Raw genomic sequence first — 23,107 nt, forward strand, 5'->3', positions numbered from 1 at the left:
TGGTCGATTTCCTTCTTAAAAAAAGAAGTGCATTCCTGCTATGGATATGCACTTTTTTCTTACTTCATTACATATATAATCCGCCGTTAATGTTTAATTGCTGACCTGTGATATACGCACCGTCACGGCATAGGTATACTACACCTTTTGCAATTTCATCAGCTTGACCAAAACGTTTTTTCGGGATTTTTGCAACGATTTTTTGACGTACTTCTTCTGGCACTTCTGCTACCATTTCAGTATCAATAAATCCTGGGCAAATTGCATTTACAGTGACATTTGTTTTTGCAAGTTCTAACGCTAATGATTTTGTAAATCCTAACATACCCGCTTTTGCTGCTGAGTAGTTTGTTTGGCCAAATCCACCTGCTTGACCAATAATAGAAGAAATGCTAATAATTCTTCCTTCTTCCGCTTCCGTTATGTATGGAAGAACCGCACTTGTCGTATTAAATACGCTACTTAAATTCACGTCAATTACGCGCTCCCAATCTTCACGATTTAACTTTTTGAATGTACGATCTCTTGTAATACCAGCATTATTAACAAGAATATCAACTTTACCAAAATGATTCACAGCTTCTTCTACAAGTCGGTTTGCATCTTCTACTTTAGAAACATCCGCTTGCACCGCATAAACGTCATGTCCGTCTTTTCCTAGTTCATTTACTAAGTTTTCAGCTGCTTCTTTACTGCTATTATAGTTAATAACTACTTTCGCTCCCTCTTGTGCTAATGCTACTGTAATTGCTTTTCCAATCCCTTTTGCTCCACCTGTTACGATTGCTACTTTGCCATTTAATTGAACCATTTCTTTTCCCCCTTAAATGAATTTGTGAACGATTGTTATGAATCATTTTGGTACTCATACTGTAGAGTCCCTATATAATTATGTTTCGCTGTTTACATGTGAAAAGAGATTCTCCCTCTCTCTTTTACCTGTTATAAACAAGCGCTTTTATCATTTTTTATTTTCCGGCTTATTCGCAGGCTTTATCTCTTCTTTTACAGGTACTTGTAGTTTAGCTAGTACTGCATTTTGCTTTTCTAGCAATTCTAAAATTTGATCTACTTTTGTTTCAAGCGTACGAATATCTTGTTTCACTTTTGTCACATCACGCTTTAATGTAGGAGCTTGTCCTAAAGAATCTACTTTCTCCTCTAGAAACTCCTCAATGTTATCTACTTTATTTTCTAAGTTAATAACAAGCGTAGCCACTCTTGCGATATCCTCTTTCGTCGGCACATTTACTTGTTCTAAATAGTTTTTTGTCGTATCATTTAATGCTTTTTGATAAAACAAATTCAAATCTAGAACGCTGCCCATCCAAGCAGAATATTCTTCTGTTTTAATTGTTTCATTGAGCGCTTTTCCCCAAAATGTTTCGGTTTGTTCATAAGCATTTTTCCATGCTTGTAGTGGATCGAATTTTTGATCAATCACTTTACCTACACTCCCTTTTTCTTTTTTGAAACAATTCAACCTATTCACTATTTTCTAATATTCTGAATAAAACTTCAAGTCTATATTTTATTTTTTTCTATTTTCTAACAAATGTGTTGACTTTAAAAACAGATAGGTGTAAATTGCACTTATAAGCAAAAAATTCCATCTAACTGATTCATGAGGTGATGCACAATCATGCTACAAAATGAACCAGAACAACGCGAAAGTTTGGAGAACAACCAAGCGAAACAACCAAACTCCATGCCAAAAAACTTCTTAGTTCCCTTCTTACTTCTCTGTCTAAAAGACTGGAGTCTTCATGGTTACAAACTTATTCAAATGCTAATGGATATCGGCTTTTCTTCTGTTGACCAAGGTAATGTTTATAGAACACTACGCAAATTAGAAAAAGAAAACCTTATTTCTTCTACTTGGGATACAAGCGATGGAGGGCCGGCAAAAAGAATTTATTCTTTAACTGAATATGGAGAGCAATATTTAACAACATGTGCGACTTCTTTTGAACATTATCAAAATATGTTGCGGACGTTTTTCACGTTATACACCAATGCATTCTTTCCATTTTCTACTTCTCCAGAAAAGGATGAAAAGGATTCTTCATCTTCACCTGGTGGTACAGCAGAGTAATCTGCGTTCACAATATGTAAAAAAACATTTGGGGGTCAAACAATGGAAACTAAACCATACGAATTAGTCGATGCATTTTGGAAAAACTGGTCTCAATCACTTTCCCTTTTTTCTTCAGCTGGGAAACAATTAGAGCAACTTACTTTAGAAACATTAAAACAACAACAAGACGCTTTGCATAAATTAACATCAGGAGTAGATGAACTAGAAAAAGAACTACAACAAATCACTGCTCAGTTCAATAACCAATATACAGATTACGTGAAACAATTAACTGGTAACTCCTTAAATGATCAAATTAACGAGTGGCAAGACAAGTGGAAAGAACTTTCTGCTCATATGCAGCAGCTTACTGTTTCTCCTACAAAAACATCTTTGTCAATTCTTACACAAACAAGCGGTCAATTTGAAGAAACAACAAAACAATTTATTGAGCAACAACAATTACAACGTGAAGAGGCTCAAAAACAGTTAGAGGGTTTTTTGGAAGAGTTCAAGTCAAAACAGTTGGAACTCGCAAAAAAGTTCGAGGAAAACTCAAAAAATCTATTTACTTCCATCAAGTAAGAAAAATGTGGGAGCTAACTGCAGCACAAACAAAACTCTTTCTTCCTCCTACTACATCAAGATGGCTAACATTTTTCGATATGGAAAAGAAGGAGGACAAAATGAATCCATTTCAAGAAGCACAAACTGTTCCGGAGCTTCGTTATGATGAGATTCAAGTCGGTGATCAAGCATCCCTTACAAAAACAATTACAGATGAAGATGTTATCAATTTTGCAAAATTGACTGGAGATGTGAATCCTATTCACATTTTAGATTCTTTTGCAAAAACGACAATGTTTAAAGAACGTATTGCTCACGGTATGCTCGTTTCGAGTTTTATTTCTACCATCCTTGGAACGAAACTCCCAGGCAAAAATACGATTTATTTATCCCAAAATGTTTCATTCCGTGCCCCTGTCAAAATCGGTGATACACTTCGCGTTGTGGCAGAGGTTATTAAGAAGCGTGACGATAAAAAAATCATTACGTTGCAAACAAACATATATAATCAATCAGATGATATTGTCGTGGAAGGAACAGCGACAATACTAAAAAAAGAGTAGCAAAGTTGCTACTCTTTTTTTCTATCCAAGAACTTCTAATCGCACCGATTACTTCCGCGTATGAGTATGTCATTTCCACATAAAATAACGTTACCAGTTTAGATAAGAACTTAGCTGAACTGGACTACTCATAAGGATGTGTATCAACATGGTAAAAACAAACAAATTATTAGTTCCAGGTGCAGAACAAGCGCTTGAACAATTTAAATATGAAATTGCACAAGAATTTGGTGTAAGCTTAGGTTCTAATACAGCATCTCGTTCTAACGGTTCAGTTGGCGGTGAAGTAACAAAACGTCTTGTTGCTTTAGCTCAACAACAATTACGTGGATAATTATATAACATATGGCTTAGAGGCAGATATTATCTGCCTCTTTCTATTTTCAACATACATAATAGTGCTTTTTCACATACTAATCAAAGCAAAACGAAAGGAGCAATATGTGACATGAAACGGATTAATATTAGCATGAGCCCTCCCCGCGTTCTTACTTTATCTTTTATTGTATTATCAGTCGTCGGCACATGCTTATTAAAACTGCCAATTGCTACGACAACGTCCATTTCATGGCTCGATGCCTTATTTACAACCGTTTCCGCTTGTACTGTTACTGGGCTTGGTGTTGTGGATACTGGAAAAGTGTTTACTTTATTTGGACAATGTGTCATTTTAACGCTTATACAAGTTGGCGGGCTTGGCATTATGAGCTTTGCGGTCTTAATTGCTATTATGCTCGGAAGAAAAATCGGTCTTCAAAACCGTATTTTATTACAACAAGCATTAAATCAAACGAATATCGGCGGCGTTATCCGTCTTGCCAAAGCATTATTTTTATTCTCTTTTACAGTCGAATGTATCGCTACTTTAATTCTTTCTTTTGAATGGGTACCCAAATATGGGGTTGCCAAAGGGATCTATTATAGTTTTTTCCATTCAATCTCAGCCTTTAACAATGCTGGTTTTTCTGTGTGGAGCGATAATTTAATGTCCCATTCTCATAGCATTCTTGTCAATTTCGTCATTTCCTCTCTCATCATTTTAGGTGGAATTGGTTTTACAGTAATTGTAGACATAAAAAGAAAGAAAAACTTTAAAAACCTTACACTACATTCAAAACTTATGCTCACTTCTACTCTAATCGTCAACATTATTGCTACCCTTTTTATTTTTATATTCGAGTTCCATAACTCCCTTTCTATGAGAGGTTTTACCCCATTTGAAGAAGGAATGGCCTCTTATTTTCAAGCAATTTCAACACGAACTGCCGGGTTTAATACTGTTGATATTTCTACATTGTCAAAACCTTCCCTCCTATTAATGATGCTCCTTATGTTTATTGGTGCTGGTAGTGCTTCAACGGGTGGTGGGATTAAGTTAACAACATTTTTAATCATATTTTTTGGCGTATTTAAATTTTTACAAGAACAAGAGGATATTGTCGTATTTAAAAAATCCATTAAAGATACTCTCATTGTCAAATCATTAACCATTACTATTATTTCCATTTCATTTATCTTTTTTGCTATTTTAATTTTGAGTATTACTGAGCGAGTTCCTCTATTGATGAGTGCTTTCGAAGTATTTTCAGCATTCGGGACTGTTGGCCTCAGTATGAACTTAACACCCCACTTAACTATAATCGGAAAAGCTATTATTATCTTTATGATGTTTTTTGGGAAAATGGGGCCTTTAACATTGGCTTTTTCATTTGCTCGTAAAAAGAACCGGAAAATAAAATATCCTAATGAAGATATTTTAACAGGTTGACAACCGTATCAATTATCCATATAATGAGAATACAATAACATATCTCCAAAGGGGAGTAGCGTCCAAGAATATTTCTTGGAAACAAAGTCGTCATTACGTAGAACTTAGTTCTTCCGGCTTTGTTGGCATTTTTATTACATATGTCTAGCAAGACCTTTGCCTATTAACGGCAGAGGTCTTTTTTGTATTCATTTCCAAATTCTTCCAAAGTTAATAGACAGGAGTATGGGGAAACTAAATAGTGGGGAAATTCTTCACTTATTTAGAACTTATAGAGATGAGAGGAGAATGTACATGGATGTATCATTATTATTGGAGTATGGTTGGGTATTACTCATCCTAATTGCACTTGAAGGGATTTTAGCGGCTGATAACGCTCTTGTTCTTGCAATTATGGTAAAACATTTACCAGAAGAAAAACGAAAGAAAGCACTATTTTACGGATTAGCGGGGGCATTTGTTTTCCGATTTGGATCGTTATTTATGATTTCGTTCTTAGTCGATGTATGGCAAGTGCAAGCAATCGGTGCCATCTACCTTATGTTTATCGCTGGTAATCACTTATTTAAAACATATGTTAAAAAGAATACAGATGAAGAAACAGAAGAAAAAGAAGCAAAGAAAAAACAAGAGAACTTCTGGTGGACTGTATTTAAAGTTGAAGTTGCTGATATCGCCTTCGCAGTTGATTCAATTTTAGCTGCGGTTGCACTAGCAATGACTTTACCAAAAACAGGATTAGGTACAATTGGTAGTCTAGATACTGGGCAATTCGTTGTTATCTTTGTAGGTGGACTTATCGGATTAATCATTATGCGATTTGCAGCAACTGCATTCGTGCAAATCTTAAAACGTAAACCAGGACTTGAAACTGCAGCATTCTTAATTGTAGGTTGGGTTGGTGTGAAGCTAGCAGTTTATACATTAGCACACCCTGCATTAAATGTAATTCCACATTCATTCCCAGAATCCACTCCGTGGAAGCTTACATTCTGGATTGTATTAGTCGGAATCGCAGTTGGTGGTTGGTTCTTCTCAAAAGAAGTAGAAGTAAAAGTAGAAAAGAATTTAGACGAAAAAGCGCTGTAATTACAGCGCTTTTTCTTTTTCCTTTCTTCCTCTCAATGTCCAGAAAAAATTCCATTATACTACCTTTTGTAAACGTTTTCTTAACGTATGTATGTCCTTTTTGTGAAACATTGCACAAACTTATTGAAAGTGAGAACAATTCCATGTACTTTATTCATATAAGGAGTATTTATAGAAGATTTACTAAAGGAGCGTATTACTCATGCTAGAACAAGGACTAGATTATGTTGTCAAACTGGCTAAAAGCAAAAAGAAAATGCTAGATACAAACCCAATGCAATATTTCATTCGTGCTGCACTTGCGGGTATTTATATCGGTTTTATTATTGTACTATGTTTTAAATTAGGTAACTTTTTTCACATTGCAGATTCACCAGCAACTTATTTAGCTGCTTCTATGTTTTTCGGGATTGCTCTCGTACTTATTATATATGGCGGTGCTGAATTGTTTACTGGAAACACAATGTACTTTACTGTAGCAACTTTAAGAAAAGAAACAACGATTTCTGATACACTTCGTAACTGGGTTGCTTGTTATGCAGGTAACTTAGCCGGCGCGTTATTCTTTGCCTTACTATTTTACGCAACTGGAATTTTTGAAGCAATTGATCACGGTCACCTAATGAATAAAGTCGTTGAAGGAAAGATGAACACACCTACAATGCAGTTATTCTTTAAAGCCATTTTATGTAACTGGCTCGTATGTCTTGCTTGCTTCTTACCATCTCAGGTTAAAGGCGACACGGCAAAAATAATGGTCATGATGCTACTTGTTTTCACATTCTTCTTATCTGGTTACGAACATAGTATTGCAAACTTGTCACTCTTTGCTTTATCTTTAGTTTCACCACATCCTGAGACAATTTCTTTTTCAGGTGCTATTCATAACTTAATTCCTGTTACAATCGGTAACATTATTGGCGGATCAGTATTTGTCGGTATGGTATACCACTACTTAACAAAAAAAACACCTGAAGTTCAACAGGAAGAAACTGAAATCGCAGCAGCTCAACAAGAAGAGATTATTCCTTTACAAGCACATATGAAACATTAAAAACTCCAAAGTTTTACTTTGGAGTTTTTAGCTTCCCACGTATTTAACAACAAGGTGAGGATTAATTTCTTCTTCTTCCTTTCCCTTATCCATTCTCTGTTTCATCTTGTGCATACCGATGACATCATTCGTATAAAGGTGAATTTCATTTACATATAACCCCTCTGTACAAAAAGCTTCTACAAAATCCAGTCCATTTTTTGCTCCCCACCCCATATTAAAATCAAGGGAAAGAATATTCACATCATAATCCCGAACCATTTGCAAAGCACATTCTACTGTAGTTGCGGGCACATACCCGAACGGGCAACTTCTTTGATCATCCATATATACGTTCATTTTCTATTCCCTCTCTAATTTGAATATGCGGCCAATACATAACATATTGCCCCAAGACTAATAAAAGGACCAAATGGAATTGGTTTTCGTACTTCTATACGTTTTAATACGATACCCACCCCAAAGAAACAAAGACTGAAACAAGATGCTAAAAATAAAATGATAAAAACGCCTTTCACTCCTACTATAAACCCAAGTAACGAAAGTAGTTTTATATCACCTCCGCCAAGCCCTTCTGGATATATCTTTTGCATGCAATATAACAAAATGAATATAACACCACTACCAACTATACTATCTGTCCAAGTAACTAATTGTACAAAAACACTTTCAAGAATGAGTAAAACGGCAAACGAAATTAAAATACAATCAGGAATTAACATATATAAGTAATCTGTAACTGAAATAATAAGAAGTAGCGAAAAAAGGGATAAAATGATAATAAGCTCTCGTTCTATTCCAATCATATACACGGTAAGAAGAAATATACTTCCTGTTATACATTCAAATGCTACATACATAATTGGAATTTTCCTCTTACAATTCGTACAACAGCCTCTTTGTATATAAAATGAAATGATGGGGATTAGTTCTTTTGGCCTTAGCACATATTTGCAATAATAACAATGTGAACGCGGGGTAATAATAGACGCACCTAATGGAACCCTCATCGCAACTAGCATAAAAAAAGAACCAAACACCATCCCTGCTAACAGTGCATATAAATAAGTGAACATCCCTTCCTCTCCTTTCCCAAAAAACATAGCAAAAAAAGGAGAGAACTTCTACTTCATATTATCCTTTATTCTACTAAAAAGCAGGCCATTTTCTGGCCTGCTTTCCCCTCTTTTATACGATAAAATATACTGCTTTTAATGGTCCATGTACTCCGACAACAAGATTCATCTCAATGTCAGCCGAGTTACTTGGCCCTGTAATAAAGTTAATACAAGATGCAGCTGTCTCCCCATTTTCTACGCGTAAGTTCATATCCTGAACTGCTTGTGTAATACGAGGCACAAGTGTTTCACGTGGAATAATAGCAAAATATACAGTCGGTAAAAAGTGTAAAGAACGTCCTTGCCCTTTATGACTTTGTACAACAATTGTACCAGATTCAGCTAATGTATAATCACTAAATGCAATACCAATATTCGCTTTTTCAGCTAAACGCATATTTTCGTCTTTTCTCTCTGGATCCCATACGTTTACTTCAACGTCTCGCTTTGGAAGTTCTTCTTTAAATAAAGATGTTAAACCATATGCATCAAAACGCTCATCTGCTGATAATAAAATAGGTCCACCGCCGTTTTCCATGATTACTTTTTGAAGGTCTTCACCTAATCGGTCATTTGTCGTTTCTACTACAGTTGTATGAATGTTTGTACATTGCTTTTTAAACACTTCTAGTAATTCTTCTTGTGAACAATCTTTTAACGTTTCTATATTCACATTACTTTTCCATACTGGTCGCTCTACACCTTCTGTTTTACGCGCGCGCCCAAGTTCTTTTGCAATGTTATCTAGAAAGGCATCACGGTTTTGAATTAATCCTGTCATTATTTATCCCCGCCTTTCTTATGATCTTTATACCAATCACGGAATCGCTCTTTACTTGGAGCTGGGAATTCCCGAATATCCGTCCAGTTTTTAAGTGGTCCAACACCTTTTGATACACGATTACCAGATGTAAATGGACTCATTGCCGCTGGTGCCATTTTTGATCCCATTTTATATAAAGCAGCTGAAGAAGCACCCATACTAAACATTTTCATCGCTAGTTTTTCTGCAAGTGGTGCACGACCTTCTTGCTCAACAATAACTTGACGATGTTTTAATAATAAATCATGCAATGGAATTTTTACTGGACAAGCTTCTGTACATGCTCCGCATAAACTAGATGCATAAGGAAGCTCTTTGTAATCATCATATCCACCTAGAAGCGGTGTTAATACCGCACCGATTGGTCCTGAGTAAATCGATCCATATGAATGTCCACCAACGTGACGATATACAGGACATACATTAACACAAGCAGCGCAACGAATACATTGTAATACTGAACGGAATTCAGATCCCAGAATTTGAGAGCGACCATTATCAACAACAACTAAATGGAATTCTTCAGGTCCATCAACTTCCTCTTCTTGAATTGGTCCTGCTACTGTTACATAACTTGTTAATTTTTGACCTACTGCACTACGACATAGTAAACCAACTAAAACATCTAATTCTTCCATTGTCGGAACCATACGTTCCATACCCATTACCGCAATTTGTGTTTTCGGAATTGACATAACAAGATCTGCATTACCTTCATTCGTTACTAAACAAAGAGAGCCAGTATTTGCAACAGCAAAATTACAACCAGTTACACCAATTTCTGCATCCATAAATTTCTCACGAAGTTGTTTACGAACAAACTTTGTCATTTCATACGGGTCATCAGAATTTTCATAGCCTAGCTTTTCTTTAAATACATCGCGAATTTGCGTTCTATTTTTATGAAGTGCAGGTGCAATAATATGTGAAGGTGGATCGTTATCTACTTGCAAGATATACTCTCCTAAGTCACTCTCTAACACTTCACAGCCAATCTCTTCAAGCGCATGATTCATACTGATTTCTTCTGTTACCATCGACTTTGATTTTACTACTTTTTTCGCTTGTTTCTTTTTGGCAACGTCTTGAATATACTTTGCTGCTTCCTCTTTCGTCTTCGCAAAGTACACGTGTCCGCCTCTTTTTGATACATTTTCACTTAACTGCATTAAATAATAATCAAGATTTTCTAACGTATGTTGACGAATTTGTTCACCTAGTTCTCGCCACTCTTCCCAGTTTCCTAATTCATCTGCGGCTTTTAAGCGATTCGTATATAAACGCGTTTGTGCAGAAGAAACTGCTCCGCGCATAAACGAATCTTGAATTCCATCACCAACGCGATCATTAAATTTTTTCTCACTGATTTTCATAGACATAGCTTATGTTCCCCCTTCATGAGCGACTATTCAGTACCTCAGCAATATGCATTACTTTTACTTCTTTTCCTAAACGCTCAATACGTCCGCCAATGTTTAACAAACACCCACAATCTGCACCGATTAAATAATCTGCACCTGTTTCCATTACACTATCTACTTTTTCGTCTACCATTTGCTCAGAAATTGGAGTCATCTTAACTGAAAACGTTCCCCCAAACCCGCAACAATTTTGCACGTTTGGTAAATCTCTCACAGTTAATCCTTTTACATTTGATAATAAAATTCCTGGTGCTTCTTTTATTCCGAGCATACGTGTCATATGACATGATTTATGAATAGTAGCTATCCCTGGTAAACTTGCACCAACATCTGTAACTTTTAAAACATCTACAATAAACTGTGTAAATTCATAGGTTTTATCAGCAACTTTTTGTGCACGTTTAGCCCACTTTGGATCATCTTTGAAAACATGCGGATACTCATGAAACATTGTCGCACACGAACCAGATGGCGTAACGATATATTCTGCATCTTCGAAAGTTTCAATCATATGTTTCATCGCTTCTTTTGCTGCTTCTACATGGCCACTATTATAAGCAGGCTGGCCACAACAAACTTGTGCTTCTGGAAATTCAATTTCACAACCTAAACGCTCCAACACTTCAACTGTTGCTTTGCCGACATTTGTTTCGAACATATCGACTAAACAAGTAACAAATAAAGTAACTTTCATAACTATTACTCCCCCTTTTTACAACTTCGCCAACAAACATATGGTCATCAGATGACTGAGTAGAGAAGAAATAGGCTCAACCATGGCCTATCCTCTCCCTCTTCTAAAGAAAACGCTTACTTAATCTTTCTCTATTTTATCAGAAAATTAAATTTTTAAAAGATTAAATTACGAATTTATATCGTTTTTACCTGTGACAATATGTTCTACATTTGTTAAATGATCTAGCATTGCTTGCTGCGCTAATTCTACATCTTGTTTTAACACCGCATCATATATAACTTGATGCTCTTCTATAAGTCGTTCTGATGTCGTTTGTTCACCATATAAAATAATGCGTCTTGATTCACCAATCGTTTCAGCAATCATCTCTGAAACATGATTCATGAGTTCAAGCAAAATGTTATTATGCGAAGACTCTGCAATTCCCATATGGAATTGAAAATCGGCTTTTTCGCCAGCCTTTTCATCTCCAATGCTCTTTGCCATTTCATCTAACCAATGTTTCATATTTTGTAAATTATCTTCCGTACGTTTTGCCGCCGCTACTCGAACTGCCCCCACTTCAAGCACCTTTCGTACTTCTAATAAATTCAAAATATCTTCTTTCTTCATTAATAATCTATTGTTTAATGATTTCGTTAATGAAGAAGAATCGAAGTTCTTCACATATGTACCTTCTCCTTGTTTCATCTCAATTAAGCCCATCGCTCTTAGCGCACTTAGCGCTTCACGAACAGCAGATCTACCAACTTGAAACTGCTCAGCTAATTGATGCACAGGGAGTAGTTTGTCACCAGGTTTTAACGTACCATTTTTAATCATTGTTAAAATAGCTTCAGATACTTCTTCGTAAATTTTTTTCGGTTTAATAGATTTGTACTCCAGTTAAATCACCTCAGTATCTTCCAAACAACAATTGAAACGATTTATAAGAACTTTGCATCATAACTATTTTAGACCGAATTGATAAGAAGTACAAATGTTTTGTTCATAAAATAGTCAAATTTTCGATATTTATTACATATTAATTTATATTTTTACGTATAAAGTGAAACTTTAATCAGTAGGGGTTTTGTTCATCCCCCACTGATTATTAGCCCTCACCAATCGGGCTTTTACGGACAGCAGGGCCTCCACCTAACTTCTTTGCTTCCGTTGAATTTTGAGGTGAGGGTCTTACTGTCCGGCAAATAGCGGGATAAATATTTTCTTCAATATAAAGAACATGTCCTAAAAATTAGAACATGCCCCCCTCATCCTGTACATTCAGTTTAATAATAACCGTTGTTCCCTTATCTTTTTCACTTTCAATTTTCCAATGTCCACCATGTATATGAACAATTTGTTTCACAATAGCAAGGCCTAAACCTGTTCCACCGTGTTGACGACTTCTCGCTTTATCAACTCGGTAAAAGCGTTCCCCAAGATTCTCCAAATGCTCTATATCAATGCCAATTCCTGTATCTTTTATTTTCAATTCACAGTAATCATCGATTTGCTCTAAAGTTATAACGATATTTCCGTTTTGATTTGTATACCGTATCGCATTATCTAACACATTATGAAGCACTTGTTGCATACGATCCTCATCAATCATGACAATGATCTCTGGATTTAAATTGGTTGAAATATGAAGTTCCTTTTCTATAAACTTAATCTCATACGTATCTAATACGTCTTCAATCAGCTGTGAAAAAACGATAGGTTGCTTCTTTAACGGAAAGTGCTCACCTTCTAATTGTGCTAAGTCTAACAAGTCATGAACGAGACGCTGCATACGACCTGCTTCTTTATGAATTAGCTGCGTTACTTTTTCCTGCTGCGGTCCCTTGGCAACGCCATCTAAAATAGCCTCGCTATACCCTTTTATATAACTAAGTGGTGTTCTAAGTTCATGCGAAACATTTGCTAAAAATTCCTTACGCTTTACATCTTCTGTTTCTAATGAATTGGCCATTTTATTAAATGCTTTTCCTAGTCGTCCAATCTCATCCTCTGAAGAAACTGTAATCCGCTCCGAGAAATCTCCCGTAGCCAAATGATTTGCAACCCGTTCCATTTGCGAAAGTGGCTTCGTAATTGCAATTATAATTTTTCTTCCAACCCATATAGTAATTAAAATCATAGCAATTGCTAACGGTGCTAAAATAAGACCCATATCATAGATTAAATCTTTTATACTTTTTAAAGGAATATACGAATAGACAATTCCGACTAATTTTTTATTTTCCAATACAGGGATGACAACCCCCATAATATTACGGTCAAAATGTTCTTCATATCCTATTTTTGTCACAGTTTTCCCATCTAATAGCGTTTGCCTATCTCCTTCACTTATAAGGGAATGATGATGCACATCAAAAGGCAAACATGCACTTAAATCACGCGGATTAGACACGAAAATAACGTCTGAACTAGATATTTGATCAAACGATCTTACTTTCTCTTCAAAAGTTGATATTCCTTCGTGCTTATCATATTGGGCAGCAAGATTTTTTCCTTCCATTACTAATGAACCTTTTAAATTATCAACGTATAGTTTTTCATACGAGTATAAAGATACGAAATAAAGAAAGGACACTGTTACACATACTGCACATACTACTGTAAGCCAAAGTTTTTGTACCATTGTAAACATACGTTACACCTCGAATTTATAGCCTACACCCCAAACAGTTTGAATGTAGTTTCCACTTTCTCCAAGCTTCAAGCGCATCGTTTTCACGTGCGTATCTACTGTTCTTGTACTTCCGGCATAATCATATCCCCATACCTTTTCAAGTAATTGCTCCCGGCTAAATACTTGTCCTGTATGCTGGCAAAGAAAATATAGTAAATCAAACTCTTTTACAGTAAGAGAAATCGACTCACCATCCGCCTCGATTCTTCTACTTTTTTCATTGATAAGAATTGGTCCAAATTGAATCTCTTCTTGCTGTTCTTGTTTTGTATATCTTCTTAACACAGCTTCCATACGGGCAACTAATTCACCAGGACTAAACGGTTTTACAATATAGTCATCTGCTCCCATACGTAAACCGTTCACCCTATTCCACTCTTCACCTTTTGCGGTTAAAAATATAATCGGTACATCTGACGTTTTTCTAATTTCTTTACAAACTGAAAGTCCATCCATTTCTGGCATCATAATATCTAATACAACGAAATCATAATGATCCGTTTCTAGTTTTTTAAGAGCCTCTTTTCCATTCTCAGCTTCTCCCCACTCATATCCAAAGTTATCCAAATACATTCCAACAAGCTGCCTCATATCACTTTCATCATCTACAACTAGTACTCTATATTTATTCATTGTCCTTCCCTTCCCTCTCTATGAGTTGAAACGGTCCTTTTCCGACTTTAATTGTTTGTTTTATTTTCAAATTCTTCATATCCATAACGCACACTTCATCACTATCATAACTGGCTACATATCCTTCTGCTCCGCTCTCCAAAAATGCAAATGGATTTGATCCTACTTCTACAGAAGCTATTTCTTTATATGTGCTAATATCAAACTTTCTAAGTGTATTCGACCCATGACTTAATGCATATACGTACTTACTATCCTTCGTTATATTCACAGGCATAAATGGAGCATGTAAAGAACGTACCATTTCTCCATCCTGCAAAGAATATACTAACACTTTCTCATTTACTTGATTTCCATCACCATGTCCGCCAATCCATATTTCTTTCCCATCAGGACTAATCGTTGCTCCTGTTGATGCTGGTGGAATCATAAAGGATTGAACAACTTCTTTTTTCTTCGTATCAATTGTCGTTAGTTTCGTATCATAAAAGTTTAATACAGATAACCGATTATGATACTCTACCATCGTTATAGGTCCTTTGCCTGTTGAAACATTTCCTGTCTCTTTCCCATTTATCGTAAAGAACCTTACCTTTTGAACATTTTGATCGGCAGCAAATAATTGTTTTTTATCTTCTGATACGACCACATTTACAATGCCCTTTCCAGTTTTATATTTTCCCACTTGCCTTCCTTCCGTTAGTGAATATACATACATATATTCTAATTGCTTACCGTATACAAGTATTTCCTCACCATTTGGAAGCAGTGTGATTCCGGCCATTGGCTCATTTAGTTCCCATGTCGTGATTAACTTTTTATCTTTTTTATCAATAAAACTAATACTGCCTTCTTTTATATTCGTTGTTATAATAACATTTTTATCTTTAGCAATTGGTGTATACGAACTTCCTTGACACCCTACTAATAGAAATAAAAAACAGAGAAGAAAAACATACTTTCTCAAAAGATTCCCTCCATCTTCGGATGATTTCGTTATAATTGTAAAATAACAAATAAATGTGTGGAAAGTGTGAAATTTTCCTTTCTTACTCAATTTACATATATAATGTACAACAAATAGAATTTGAGGTGTGTCAATTATGCTATTTCCTGATTTAGCGAATAAAATTGTACGAGAAGTACGCAGACTAATTACAGAAAATATTATTATCATTAATATAGAAGGCGTTATTATCGCAAGTACAGATACAGAAAGAATTGGTCAATTTCATGAAGGTGCACTCCGCTGCGCCAAACAAAAGAAAACCGTCATCATTACAAAAGAAGATGAAAGGCGATTGCAAGGTGTAAAGGCTGGGATGAATCTTCCTTTATTATTTCATGATGAAGTAATTGGTGTCATTGGAATTACAGGAGAACCTGAAAATATTTCACGCTACGGCGAAATATTGCGTAAGATGACCGAATTATTAATTCATGAAAACTACTTTTTAGAGCAACTAGAACTTGAGCACCGTTCTTATGAAGCTTTTGTCTTTGATTGGCTTCAAAATACAGAGTGGTCCCCGAGTTTTCTTGATCGCGCCAAAACACTTGGCATTGATTTATATAAGAAAAAACAACTTATTTTGTTTTCTATTGGCAAAAATGACACGATGCTCCAGCGTAAAATATGGCAACACATACGTAATATTTTAACAAAAGAGCATCTATTTGTTCGTTGGGGAAATGATCGTTTTATTTTATTTACAGCAACGAGCTCCAAAGAGCAAACTTATCAATTTTTAAAACGGTTAAAACAAGACTGCGAAACTTTATTTTCTATTCCTTTATATATCGGGATTGGACAAACAGTTACCTCAAACAATATGAACATATGTTACGAACAAGCATTACGCGCTCTTTCTGTATCATTGGAAACGAAAAAAATTGTATTTAATGAAGATTTACGTTTAGAAATGTGTTTACAAGATATTTCTGCCGAAACGCGTGAACAATTTCTAGAGCGTACCATCGAAAACTTATTATCATTTCCTGAGCTTATGCATACTTTGCGCTTATTTATCGATTATAACCAATCTTATAAACAGACGGCTAAACAATTACATATACACATTAACACATTACATTACAGGCTAAAAAAGATTGAAGAACATACAGGACTTGATCCAAAACAATTCAAAGACTTAAACGTTTTATACTTCGCACTCCTCCTATTAGATGATCATACAAAAAAGAACGATAAAACAGATTAATCTTCAGATGATTACACATAGAAAGAATCCCTCGACTTTTTTATCATTATAATGAAAGCACTGTTACCACGTTGTTTATTATAACTAAACACGTTAACAGTTTGAGGGGGATTTCCAATGTTAGAAAAACAAATTATTCATTCATTCGTATCTATTGTTGGCGAAGATAATGTAGATACATCCAATATGGGGCGTTTAACTTATAGTTATGATGCCACTCCAAACTTCCAAGCAATGCCTGATGCAGTCATTGCTCCTCGTAATACAAATGAAGTAGCTGAAGTGTTAAAAGTATGTAACACTCACAAAATTCCTGTGTATGTGCGCGGGTCTGGAACAAATCTTTGCGCAGGAACATGTCCACTTGAAGGCGGTATCGTCCTTATTTTCCGCCATATGAACAATATTTTAGAAATTGATGAAGAAAACTTAACAATTACTGTACAAGCTGGTGTCATTACACTTGATATTATTAAAGCGGTAGAAGAAAAAGGTTTATTTTATCCACCAGATCCAAGCTCGATGAAAATTTCTACAATCGGCGGTAATATTAATGAAAACTCAGGTGGATTACGCGGTTTGAAATACGGCGTAACACGTGATTATGTAATGGGGCTTGAACTTGTCTTACCAAATGGCGATATTATTCGCACTGGTGGTAAATTAGCAAAAGATGTAGCTGGTTACGATTTAACTCGTTTATTTATCGGTTCTGAAGGAACACTTGGCGTGGTAACAGAAGCTATATTAAAACTTGTTCCTATGCCTGAAACAAAGAAAACAATGCTTGCATTATATGAAGATATTAATGAAGCTGCACGTGCTGTTTCTTCTATTATTGCAAATAAAATTATTCCAGCAACCCTTGAGTTTTTAGACCAACCGACAATTGAAGTTGTAGAAGAGTTTGCACAAATCGGTTTACCAACTGACGTAAAAGCAATTTTATTAATCGAACAAGACGGCCCGCCCGAAGTAGTCAATCGAGATATTGAAAACATGGCTAACGTTTGCCGCTCTATGAATGCAGTTGATGTTCGCATTGCAAAAGATGAAACAGAAGCAGATGCGCTTCGTACTGCTCGCCGTAGTGCTCTATCAGCGCTCGCACGATTAAAACCTACTACAATATTAGAAGATGCGACTGTACCACGTTCACAAATCGCTCCAATGGTTGAAGCTATTAATGCCATTGCAAAAAAATATAATATTCCTATTTGTACGTTTGGACACGCTGGTGATGGTAACTTACATCCAACTTGTATGACAGATGCTCGTAATGCAGAAGAAATGCACCGAGCTGAACAAGCTTTTGCTGAAATATTTGCGAAAGCAATTGAACTTGGTGGCACAATTACTGGTGAACATGGTGTTGGTGCAATGAAAGCTCCATATTTAGAAATGAAATTAGGTAAAGAAGGTATTGCAGCTATGCAAGGAATAAAGCAAGCTTTCGATCCAAATAACATTATGAATCCTGGAAAAATGTTCGCGAAAGACACTCGAAAAAGAGTGGTGGTTGAGCGATGACCACATTAAATAAAGAAAATATTCAAAAAGAATTTAAAGAACGATTAAATGAAGATGAATTACTAAACTGTATGCGATGCGGTTTTTGTTTACCTACTTGTCCTACCTACATTCAATCCGGATATAAAGAGTCACATTCACCACGCGGACGTATCGCATTAATGAAAGCAGTCGTTGATGGTTTAATCGAACCAGATGAAGATGTTGAAAATACATTAAACGTTTGTCTTGGTTGCCGTGCTTGTGAGCCCGTTTGTCCATCTGGTGTAAATTATGGACATTTATTAGAAGAGGCTCGAGATATTATTAATCAAAATAAAAAATTCTCAATGCCAGTGAAAGCTGTTCGAAAAGTCGTTTTTGAAGGATTATTCCCCCATCAAAATCGAATGCGAACATTAACCGGACTAATCGGATTTTATCAACGTTCTGGTTTACAAACGCTAACACATAAAACAGGTATTATAAAGTTATTCCCTGAAACACTTGCAACGATGGATCTCGTTTTACCAAAAGTCCCTAAAATGAAAGCAATGAAAGATCGTCCTTCATTTTTACCTGCAGAAAGTACAAAGAAAAAACAAGTTGCATTCTTCGCAGGCTGTTTAATGGATACGATGTTTTTAGAAACAAATAACGCAACGATGAAACTTCTTCAATTAGCTGGTTGTGATATTGTTATTCCGAAAACACAAAGTTGTTGCGGTGCATTGCATGGACATGCTGGTGAAAAGAGTGGAGCAAAAGAATTAGCAAAGCGAAATATAAAAGCATTCGAAGATTTAAACATCGACTATATTATTACGAATGCAGGAGGTTGCGGAGCTTACCTCGTAGACTATGATTATCTTTTAAAGGATGATCCGGATTGGGCTGAACGTGCTAAGCAGTTTGTTTCTAAGATTAAAGATATTACTGCTATACTAGTAGAACTAGACTTCCATAAGCGAACTGACTTACGACTCACGCCGCAGGTTATTACGTATCAAGACTCTTGTCATTTACGCAATGTTATGCGCACATCTTCTGAACCTCGTATGTTACTAGAGGCTATCCAAGGTGCAACATATCGAGAAATGAAAGATGCGGACCGCTGCTGTGGCTCTGCTGGTATTTACAATATTGTTCATTCAGAGTTATCAATGGAATTTCTAGATTACAAAATGGACCGTGTGCATGAAACAGACGCAGCAACCATTGTTACTGCAAATCCAGGTTGTTTATTACAAATGAAATTGGGCATTGAGCGAGAAGGGCTTTCTCATAAAATGAGAGGAATTCACATTGTGGATTTATTATTAGAAGCAATTGAAACTAACTCGTAATAACTCGTAACATACGTAATAATAGGAAAACGGCTATCTCCTTCGTCTATGTAAAGAGATAGCCGCTTTTTTGTCTGCTACAACATTAAAAATATGTTACTTTATTATAAAAAAGAACAACAGAAACATTACAGTTTTGTAAAAATCAATCCATTATATTCCTCAAAAAATCGCTCAAACCATTGATACAATAGGATTCTTCATTTTCTATTTAGGTAACTTTATCCAAAAACCCCCTCTTAAAACCAAGTATAAAAACACTATAAATTCCTTTTATACTCTATATTTCTCTTATTTTTGCTCCCTTCTTCTCTTAGGATAAATTAGGTAATTTTAAAGTCTATGAATTTTTTTCCATCTTTTTTCTCGCAAATTGTATGCTACGATGAATTTGTCAGTCAGACAGGCTGTCAAAAACAAATCGTGTGAAAACAAATTAAAACTTTATATAGGGGGACACACATCATGAAAAAGCGTGTTTTATTATCTGTAGCTGCTGCAACAGCTCTTACTTTAGGAGTATCTTCTCTAGATGCACAAGCTGCAACAGTACAACCATCTAACATAAAGGTTCAAAATATTCAGCATTCAAAAGTGATGATGAAGCAAATGAGCCAACAAGAACTACAAGCATTCTTACAATCTATGGGAGTTGAATCATTAGCACAATGGCAACAAGGAAACTTCCAACCAAACTGCTTCATTCCTGGTCAACAACCTACTGAAAATGTTGTAACTGAGCAACCAACAGCTAAGCCAGAAACTCAAAAGCCTGCTGAGCAAAAACCTGCCGAGCAAAAGCCTGCTGAAGAAGTTCAAAAACCAGAAGCTCAAAAGCCTGCTGAAAACAACAATACGCAAAAACCTGCTGAACAAAAACCAGCTGAGCAAAAGCCTGCTGAAGAAGCAAAATCTTTAAGCGAGTTCGAACAACGTGTTGTTGAATTAACAAACGCTGAGCGTGCAAAACAAGGTTTACCAGCACTAAAAATCGATACTGAATTAAGCAAAGTAGCACGTATTAAGTCTGAAGACATGCAAAAAAACAACTACTTTGATCATAACAGCCCTACATACGGGTCTCCGTTTGACATGATGAAGAAATTTGGTATTTCTTATACATCTGCAGGTGAAAACATCGCTCAAGGCCAACGTACACCTGAAGAAGTGGTACAAGCTTGGATGAACAGCGCTGGACACCGTGCAAACATCTTAAATAACGGCTTCACTCACATCGGTGTTGGTTATGTAGAAAGCGGCAACTACTGGACACAACAATTTATTACAAAGTAAATAGATTAAAAGAGTCTTCTCATAATGAGAAGACTCTTTTTTAAGTTTCATAACTTTCTATTATGTATGAATAGAAAATATATAACATAAATAGCATAGATCCACAGCTTATTACACTAAGCAATACATAAAATCCCCACTCTAAGTTCAAAAACAATGAAAACAATATGCCACATGCCATCACTTGAAAAATCCGTCTACTTACTAAACGAATTTTTTGTAATTTAATTGGGTCTTTTTCTTTGCCTTTTATTTTCTTAAATTCTTTACTCAGCATAAAAAGAAACATACTAATCCCAATCGTTAATCCTGTTTGAAAGGATATCAAATCCTCAAAATTAATAAAGAGGATACGCATATGAATAAACAACATAAATAACGTAATTTTCTTTATAAATCCGTCTATAATACCATGCTCTCTTTCATTAAACTTAAATATATTATGTGAAATAATATACAAAAATCCATATGAAAAAATAATAAAACAAGGAATAAATGCTACAACAACTTGTTTACTCATAAACTCGTTTGGCTCACCATTTACATTCCAATGTACTGCCATACGAGTTGGTAAATAGGGATAGAGACATAGAGTAACTAAAAGACAAGCGAAAAATATTCCAAGTACATACTTATATTTGATCAAGTGATTCTCACCTCTCTTTTCTCTTAACGGCTTCGCTCCTTTTAGAGAAATCCCTGCAAAAATCTACTTTTTTCAAATTAAAACTTATACTTTACGCATTTTCTTTTTGAAATTCTCTTATTTTATTATCTAACTTTGTAGGAAACGGCACATCAACTTCAATCGCTTCTTTCGTAATTGGATGCAAGAAATTTATCTTCATCGCATGCAATGCTTGACTGGACATATATTTTGTTTGTCCACCATATAATACATCCCCAACTAGTGGATTACCATTATGGCTCATATGAACACGAATTTGATGCGTTCTACCCGTTTCTAATTGTAACGTTACGAAAGTCGTGTTTTGCTTCTCAAAATACTTTTCTACTTTATAATATGTGATAGCTTGGTCACCTTTTGGAGAAATACGACGCCTTGTAGCATGATGGCGATCCCTTCCAATAGCAGCATCAATCGTTCCTTGTTTCCCCTTTACTTTCCCTTCAACGAGCGCTGCGTACGTCCTTTTAATTTTTCGTTCCATTAATAAACGATCCATAATTGCACCAGCAATTCTATGCTTAGCAAATACGACACCACCTGTCGTATCTTTATCTAAACGATGAATATGACGCACCTTCGCCTCTAAACCTTGCATTTGAAAATGAAAAGCAACAAGATTTGCAAGCGTCCCGGTTCCACCTTTTTCAGCAGGATGTGTGTCCATTTTCTCTGGTTTATTTACGATGAGTACGTGATCATCTTCGTATACTACATGCAATTCACCATATTCTGGATCCACACCGTACTCTTCCTCCGCAAACATATGAACTTGTAACTTATCGTTCTCTTTTAAAAGCTCATTCCATCTTCTTTGTTCTCCGTTAACCGTAACACCTTTTTCCATACGAAGCTGATGTAATAGCTTTTTCGGTATTTCCCATTCTACTTTTAATACCGATTCAATACTTATACCATTCCATTTAGCTGGAACGGTAATTTCACACCATTCGCCCTTTTTCTTTGTTTCCATACTGTTTATCACCTTATTTCTATTGATTCTCTCATTGTAACGGAAAACACACTTTGGTGCACCGTCAAAAATAGAGGACAGTCTTATAATAGACTGCCCCTCAAGCTCTAAGTCTTTTCATTTCTAACAATACTTCTTCAGCTTTTTGTTCATACGATAAATCTTTAAAGAAATCCGCCAACCTTTTATAGTCATTGTAAGCATCTAATAAATCGTCCATCCTTTCTATTTTCATCACTTGTTGTTTTTGTTTCATTTTTACTGGATAACGATAACCTGATACTTCTTGTATTTTGTAATACTCATCCTCTACTTGAACGACCTTTACAAGTTCTTCCTCCTCTGCATCCATCGTATACCCGTCAAATTCTCTAAGTAGTTCATAAATGATATGAGTCCATTCATCTTTTGGATAAAATCCCTTTTCTAACCGATAACCGACAATGCGATACATATGCCCATCGTTTTCTGCAAACTGTACTGTATCATTTAACTTAAACTTAAAATAACGAAACATTGCCTTCACCTACTTGTATGTAATGTTCTTATCACATACTATTTGCAAAATGTAGGTCTTGCTATTCATAAA

The 23,107-nt window shown here is 35.6% G+C and carries 25 protein-coding genes and 1 riboswitch; of the genes, 11 read left to right on the forward strand and 14 right to left on the reverse strand.

Annotation, left to right across the window (positions count from 1 at the left end; genetic code table 11):
* Positions 1–67: 67 nt before the first annotated feature.
* Positions 68–811 (reverse strand): acetoacetyl-CoA reductase, encoded by a 744-nt coding sequence (locus tag ACO6VI_RS05930; protein ID WP_000250407.1) that lies wholly within the window; start codon positions 809–811, stop codon positions 68–70.
* A gap of 150 nt (positions 812–961) precedes the next feature.
* The gene (gene phaR, locus ACO6VI_RS05935; protein ID WP_000566941.1) at positions 962–1,444 is read right to left on the reverse strand and encodes a polyhydroxyalkanoic acid synthase subunit PhaR; all 483 of its coding nucleotides are present in this window, start codon (positions 1,442–1,444) and stop codon (positions 962–964) included.
* A 198-nt stretch (positions 1,445–1,642) separates the two neighbouring features.
* Between phaR and phaQ the strand changes: the two genes are divergently transcribed.
* From phaQ to ACO6VI_RS05970, 7 genes are all read left to right on the forward strand, one after another.
* Complete coding sequence (gene phaQ, locus ACO6VI_RS05940; protein ID WP_000939954.1) at positions 1,643–2,095, forward strand: poly-beta-hydroxybutyrate-responsive repressor; 453 nt, start codon at positions 1,643–1,645, stop codon at positions 2,093–2,095.
* 42 nt (positions 2,096–2,137) lie between these two features.
* The gene (phaP, locus tag ACO6VI_RS05945; RefSeq protein WP_000448592.1) at positions 2,138–2,662 is read left to right on the forward strand and encodes a polyhydroxyalkanoic acid inclusion protein PhaP; all 525 of its coding nucleotides are present in this window, start codon (positions 2,138–2,140) and stop codon (positions 2,660–2,662) included.
* A 101-nt stretch (positions 2,663–2,763) separates the two neighbouring features.
* Complete coding sequence (locus tag ACO6VI_RS05950) at positions 2,764–3,207, forward strand: MaoC family dehydratase (protein ID WP_001067916.1); 444 nt, start codon at positions 2,764–2,766, stop codon at positions 3,205–3,207.
* 148 nt (positions 3,208–3,355) lie between these two features.
* Positions 3,356–3,541: an alpha/beta-type small acid-soluble spore protein gene (locus ACO6VI_RS05955; RefSeq protein ID WP_000241212.1), complete on the forward strand. Its 186-nt coding sequence runs from the start codon at positions 3,356–3,358 to the stop codon at positions 3,539–3,541.
* 114 nt (positions 3,542–3,655) lie between these two features.
* The gene (locus ACO6VI_RS05960; RefSeq protein ID WP_000822356.1) at positions 3,656–4,975 is read left to right on the forward strand and encodes a TrkH family potassium uptake protein; all 1,320 of its coding nucleotides are present in this window, start codon (positions 3,656–3,658) and stop codon (positions 4,973–4,975) included.
* A 38-nt stretch (positions 4,976–5,013) separates the two neighbouring features.
* A riboswitch (yybP-ykoY riboswitch) is annotated at positions 5,014–5,179 on the forward strand.
* A gap of 90 nt (positions 5,180–5,269) precedes the next feature.
* A complete protein-coding gene (locus ACO6VI_RS05965; RefSeq protein ID WP_000383326.1) occupies positions 5,270–6,064 on the forward strand; it encodes a TerC family protein in 795 nt (264 codons plus the stop codon).
* A 202-nt stretch (positions 6,065–6,266) separates the two neighbouring features.
* Positions 6,267–7,118 (forward strand): formate/nitrite transporter family protein, encoded by an 852-nt coding sequence (locus tag ACO6VI_RS05970; RefSeq protein ID WP_000893034.1) that lies wholly within the window; start codon positions 6,267–6,269, stop codon positions 7,116–7,118.
* 27 nt (positions 7,119–7,145) lie between these two features.
* Here ACO6VI_RS05970 and ACO6VI_RS05975 read toward each other — a convergent pair whose 3' ends face one another.
* From ACO6VI_RS05975 to ACO6VI_RS06015, 9 genes are all read right to left on the reverse strand, one after another.
* Entirely contained in the window at positions 7,146–7,457 is a 312-nt protein-coding gene (locus ACO6VI_RS05975; RefSeq protein WP_098818200.1) for a cyclic-phosphate processing receiver domain-containing protein, read from the reverse strand.
* A gap of 14 nt (positions 7,458–7,471) precedes the next feature.
* On the reverse strand, positions 7,472–8,194 hold the full coding sequence (locus ACO6VI_RS05980) for a prepilin peptidase (RefSeq protein WP_000495719.1): 723 nt from the start codon (positions 8,192–8,194) through the stop codon (positions 7,472–7,474).
* 112 nt (positions 8,195–8,306) lie between these two features.
* Positions 8,307–9,017 carry a LutC/YkgG family protein gene (locus ACO6VI_RS05985; protein WP_000147182.1) on the reverse strand — a complete coding sequence of 237 codons (711 nt, stop codon included), beginning with the start codon at positions 9,015–9,017 and terminating at the stop codon, positions 8,307–8,309.
* Positions 9,017–10,438 (reverse strand): LutB/LldF family L-lactate oxidation iron-sulfur protein, encoded by a 1,422-nt coding sequence (locus tag ACO6VI_RS05990; protein ID WP_000061930.1) that lies wholly within the window; start codon positions 10,436–10,438, stop codon positions 9,017–9,019. Before ACO6VI_RS05990 ends, ACO6VI_RS05985 begins: the two co-directional genes overlap by 1 nt.
* A 16-nt stretch (positions 10,439–10,454) precedes the next feature.
* The gene (locus ACO6VI_RS05995; RefSeq protein ID WP_000869147.1) at positions 10,455–11,174 is read right to left on the reverse strand and encodes a (Fe-S)-binding protein; all 720 of its coding nucleotides are present in this window, start codon (positions 11,172–11,174) and stop codon (positions 10,455–10,457) included.
* Between the two features lie 168 nt (positions 11,175–11,342).
* On the reverse strand, positions 11,343–12,032 hold the full coding sequence (locus tag ACO6VI_RS06000; RefSeq protein WP_254904515.1) for a FadR/GntR family transcriptional regulator: 690 nt from the start codon (positions 12,030–12,032) through the stop codon (positions 11,343–11,345).
* A 382-nt stretch (positions 12,033–12,414) separates the two neighbouring features.
* Positions 12,415–13,815 (reverse strand): sensor histidine kinase, encoded by a 1,401-nt coding sequence (locus ACO6VI_RS06005; RefSeq protein WP_000494810.1) that lies wholly within the window; start codon positions 13,813–13,815, stop codon positions 12,415–12,417.
* 3 nt (positions 13,816–13,818) lie between these two features.
* Positions 13,819–14,490: a response regulator transcription factor gene (locus tag ACO6VI_RS06010; RefSeq protein ID WP_001046397.1), complete on the reverse strand. Its 672-nt coding sequence runs from the start codon at positions 14,488–14,490 to the stop codon at positions 13,819–13,821.
* Complete coding sequence (locus ACO6VI_RS06015; protein WP_001234156.1) at positions 14,483–15,457, reverse strand: YncE family protein; 975 nt, start codon at positions 15,455–15,457, stop codon at positions 14,483–14,485. Before ACO6VI_RS06015 ends, ACO6VI_RS06010 begins: the two co-directional genes overlap by 8 nt.
* A 136-nt stretch (positions 15,458–15,593) precedes the next feature.
* On the opposite strand from ACO6VI_RS06015, the gene ACO6VI_RS06020 reads away from it, so the two are divergent.
* From ACO6VI_RS06020 to ACO6VI_RS06035, 4 genes are all read left to right on the forward strand, one after another.
* Positions 15,594–16,709, forward strand: a complete 1,116-nt coding sequence (locus ACO6VI_RS06020) for a CdaR family transcriptional regulator (protein WP_000898640.1) — start codon at positions 15,594–15,596, stop codon at positions 16,707–16,709.
* Positions 16,710–16,826: 117 nt separating this feature from the next.
* Positions 16,827–18,239, forward strand: coding sequence for a glycolate oxidase subunit GlcD (glcD, locus tag ACO6VI_RS06025; RefSeq protein WP_000890756.1), 1,413 nt, complete (start codon positions 16,827–16,829; stop codon positions 18,237–18,239).
* The gene (locus ACO6VI_RS06030; RefSeq protein WP_063546907.1) at positions 18,236–19,564 is read left to right on the forward strand and encodes a (Fe-S)-binding protein; all 1,329 of its coding nucleotides are present in this window, start codon (positions 18,236–18,238) and stop codon (positions 19,562–19,564) included. Before glcD ends, ACO6VI_RS06030 begins: the two co-directional genes overlap by 4 nt.
* Before the next feature lie 465 nt (positions 19,565–20,029).
* Positions 20,030–20,857 (forward strand): CAP domain-containing protein, encoded by an 828-nt coding sequence (locus ACO6VI_RS06035; RefSeq protein ID WP_016513122.1) that lies wholly within the window; start codon positions 20,030–20,032, stop codon positions 20,855–20,857.
* 40 nt (positions 20,858–20,897) lie between these two features.
* Here ACO6VI_RS06035 and ACO6VI_RS06040 read toward each other — a convergent pair whose 3' ends face one another.
* The 3 genes from ACO6VI_RS06040 to ACO6VI_RS06050 all read right to left on the reverse strand — a co-directional run bounded on the left by ACO6VI_RS06040 (position 20,898) and on the right by ACO6VI_RS06050 (position 23,035).
* The gene (locus ACO6VI_RS06040) at positions 20,898–21,503 is read right to left on the reverse strand and encodes a DUF1648 domain-containing protein (protein ID WP_161519994.1); all 606 of its coding nucleotides are present in this window, start codon (positions 21,501–21,503) and stop codon (positions 20,898–20,900) included.
* A 91-nt stretch (positions 21,504–21,594) separates the two neighbouring features.
* Entirely contained in the window at positions 21,595–22,518 is a 924-nt protein-coding gene (locus tag ACO6VI_RS06045) for an RluA family pseudouridine synthase (RefSeq protein ID WP_063546906.1), read from the reverse strand.
* Positions 22,519–22,618: 100 nt separating this feature from the next.
* Positions 22,619–23,035, reverse strand: a complete 417-nt coding sequence (locus ACO6VI_RS06050) for a hypothetical protein (RefSeq protein ID WP_000490302.1) — start codon at positions 23,033–23,035, stop codon at positions 22,619–22,621.
* Positions 23,036–23,107: the final 72 nt, after the last annotated feature.

Origin of the sequence: Bacillus sp. PSXD-155, assembly GCF_049310765.1 — a bacterium.
Lineage (GTDB): Bacteria > Bacillota > Bacilli > Bacillales > Bacillaceae_G > Bacillus_A > Bacillus_A cereus.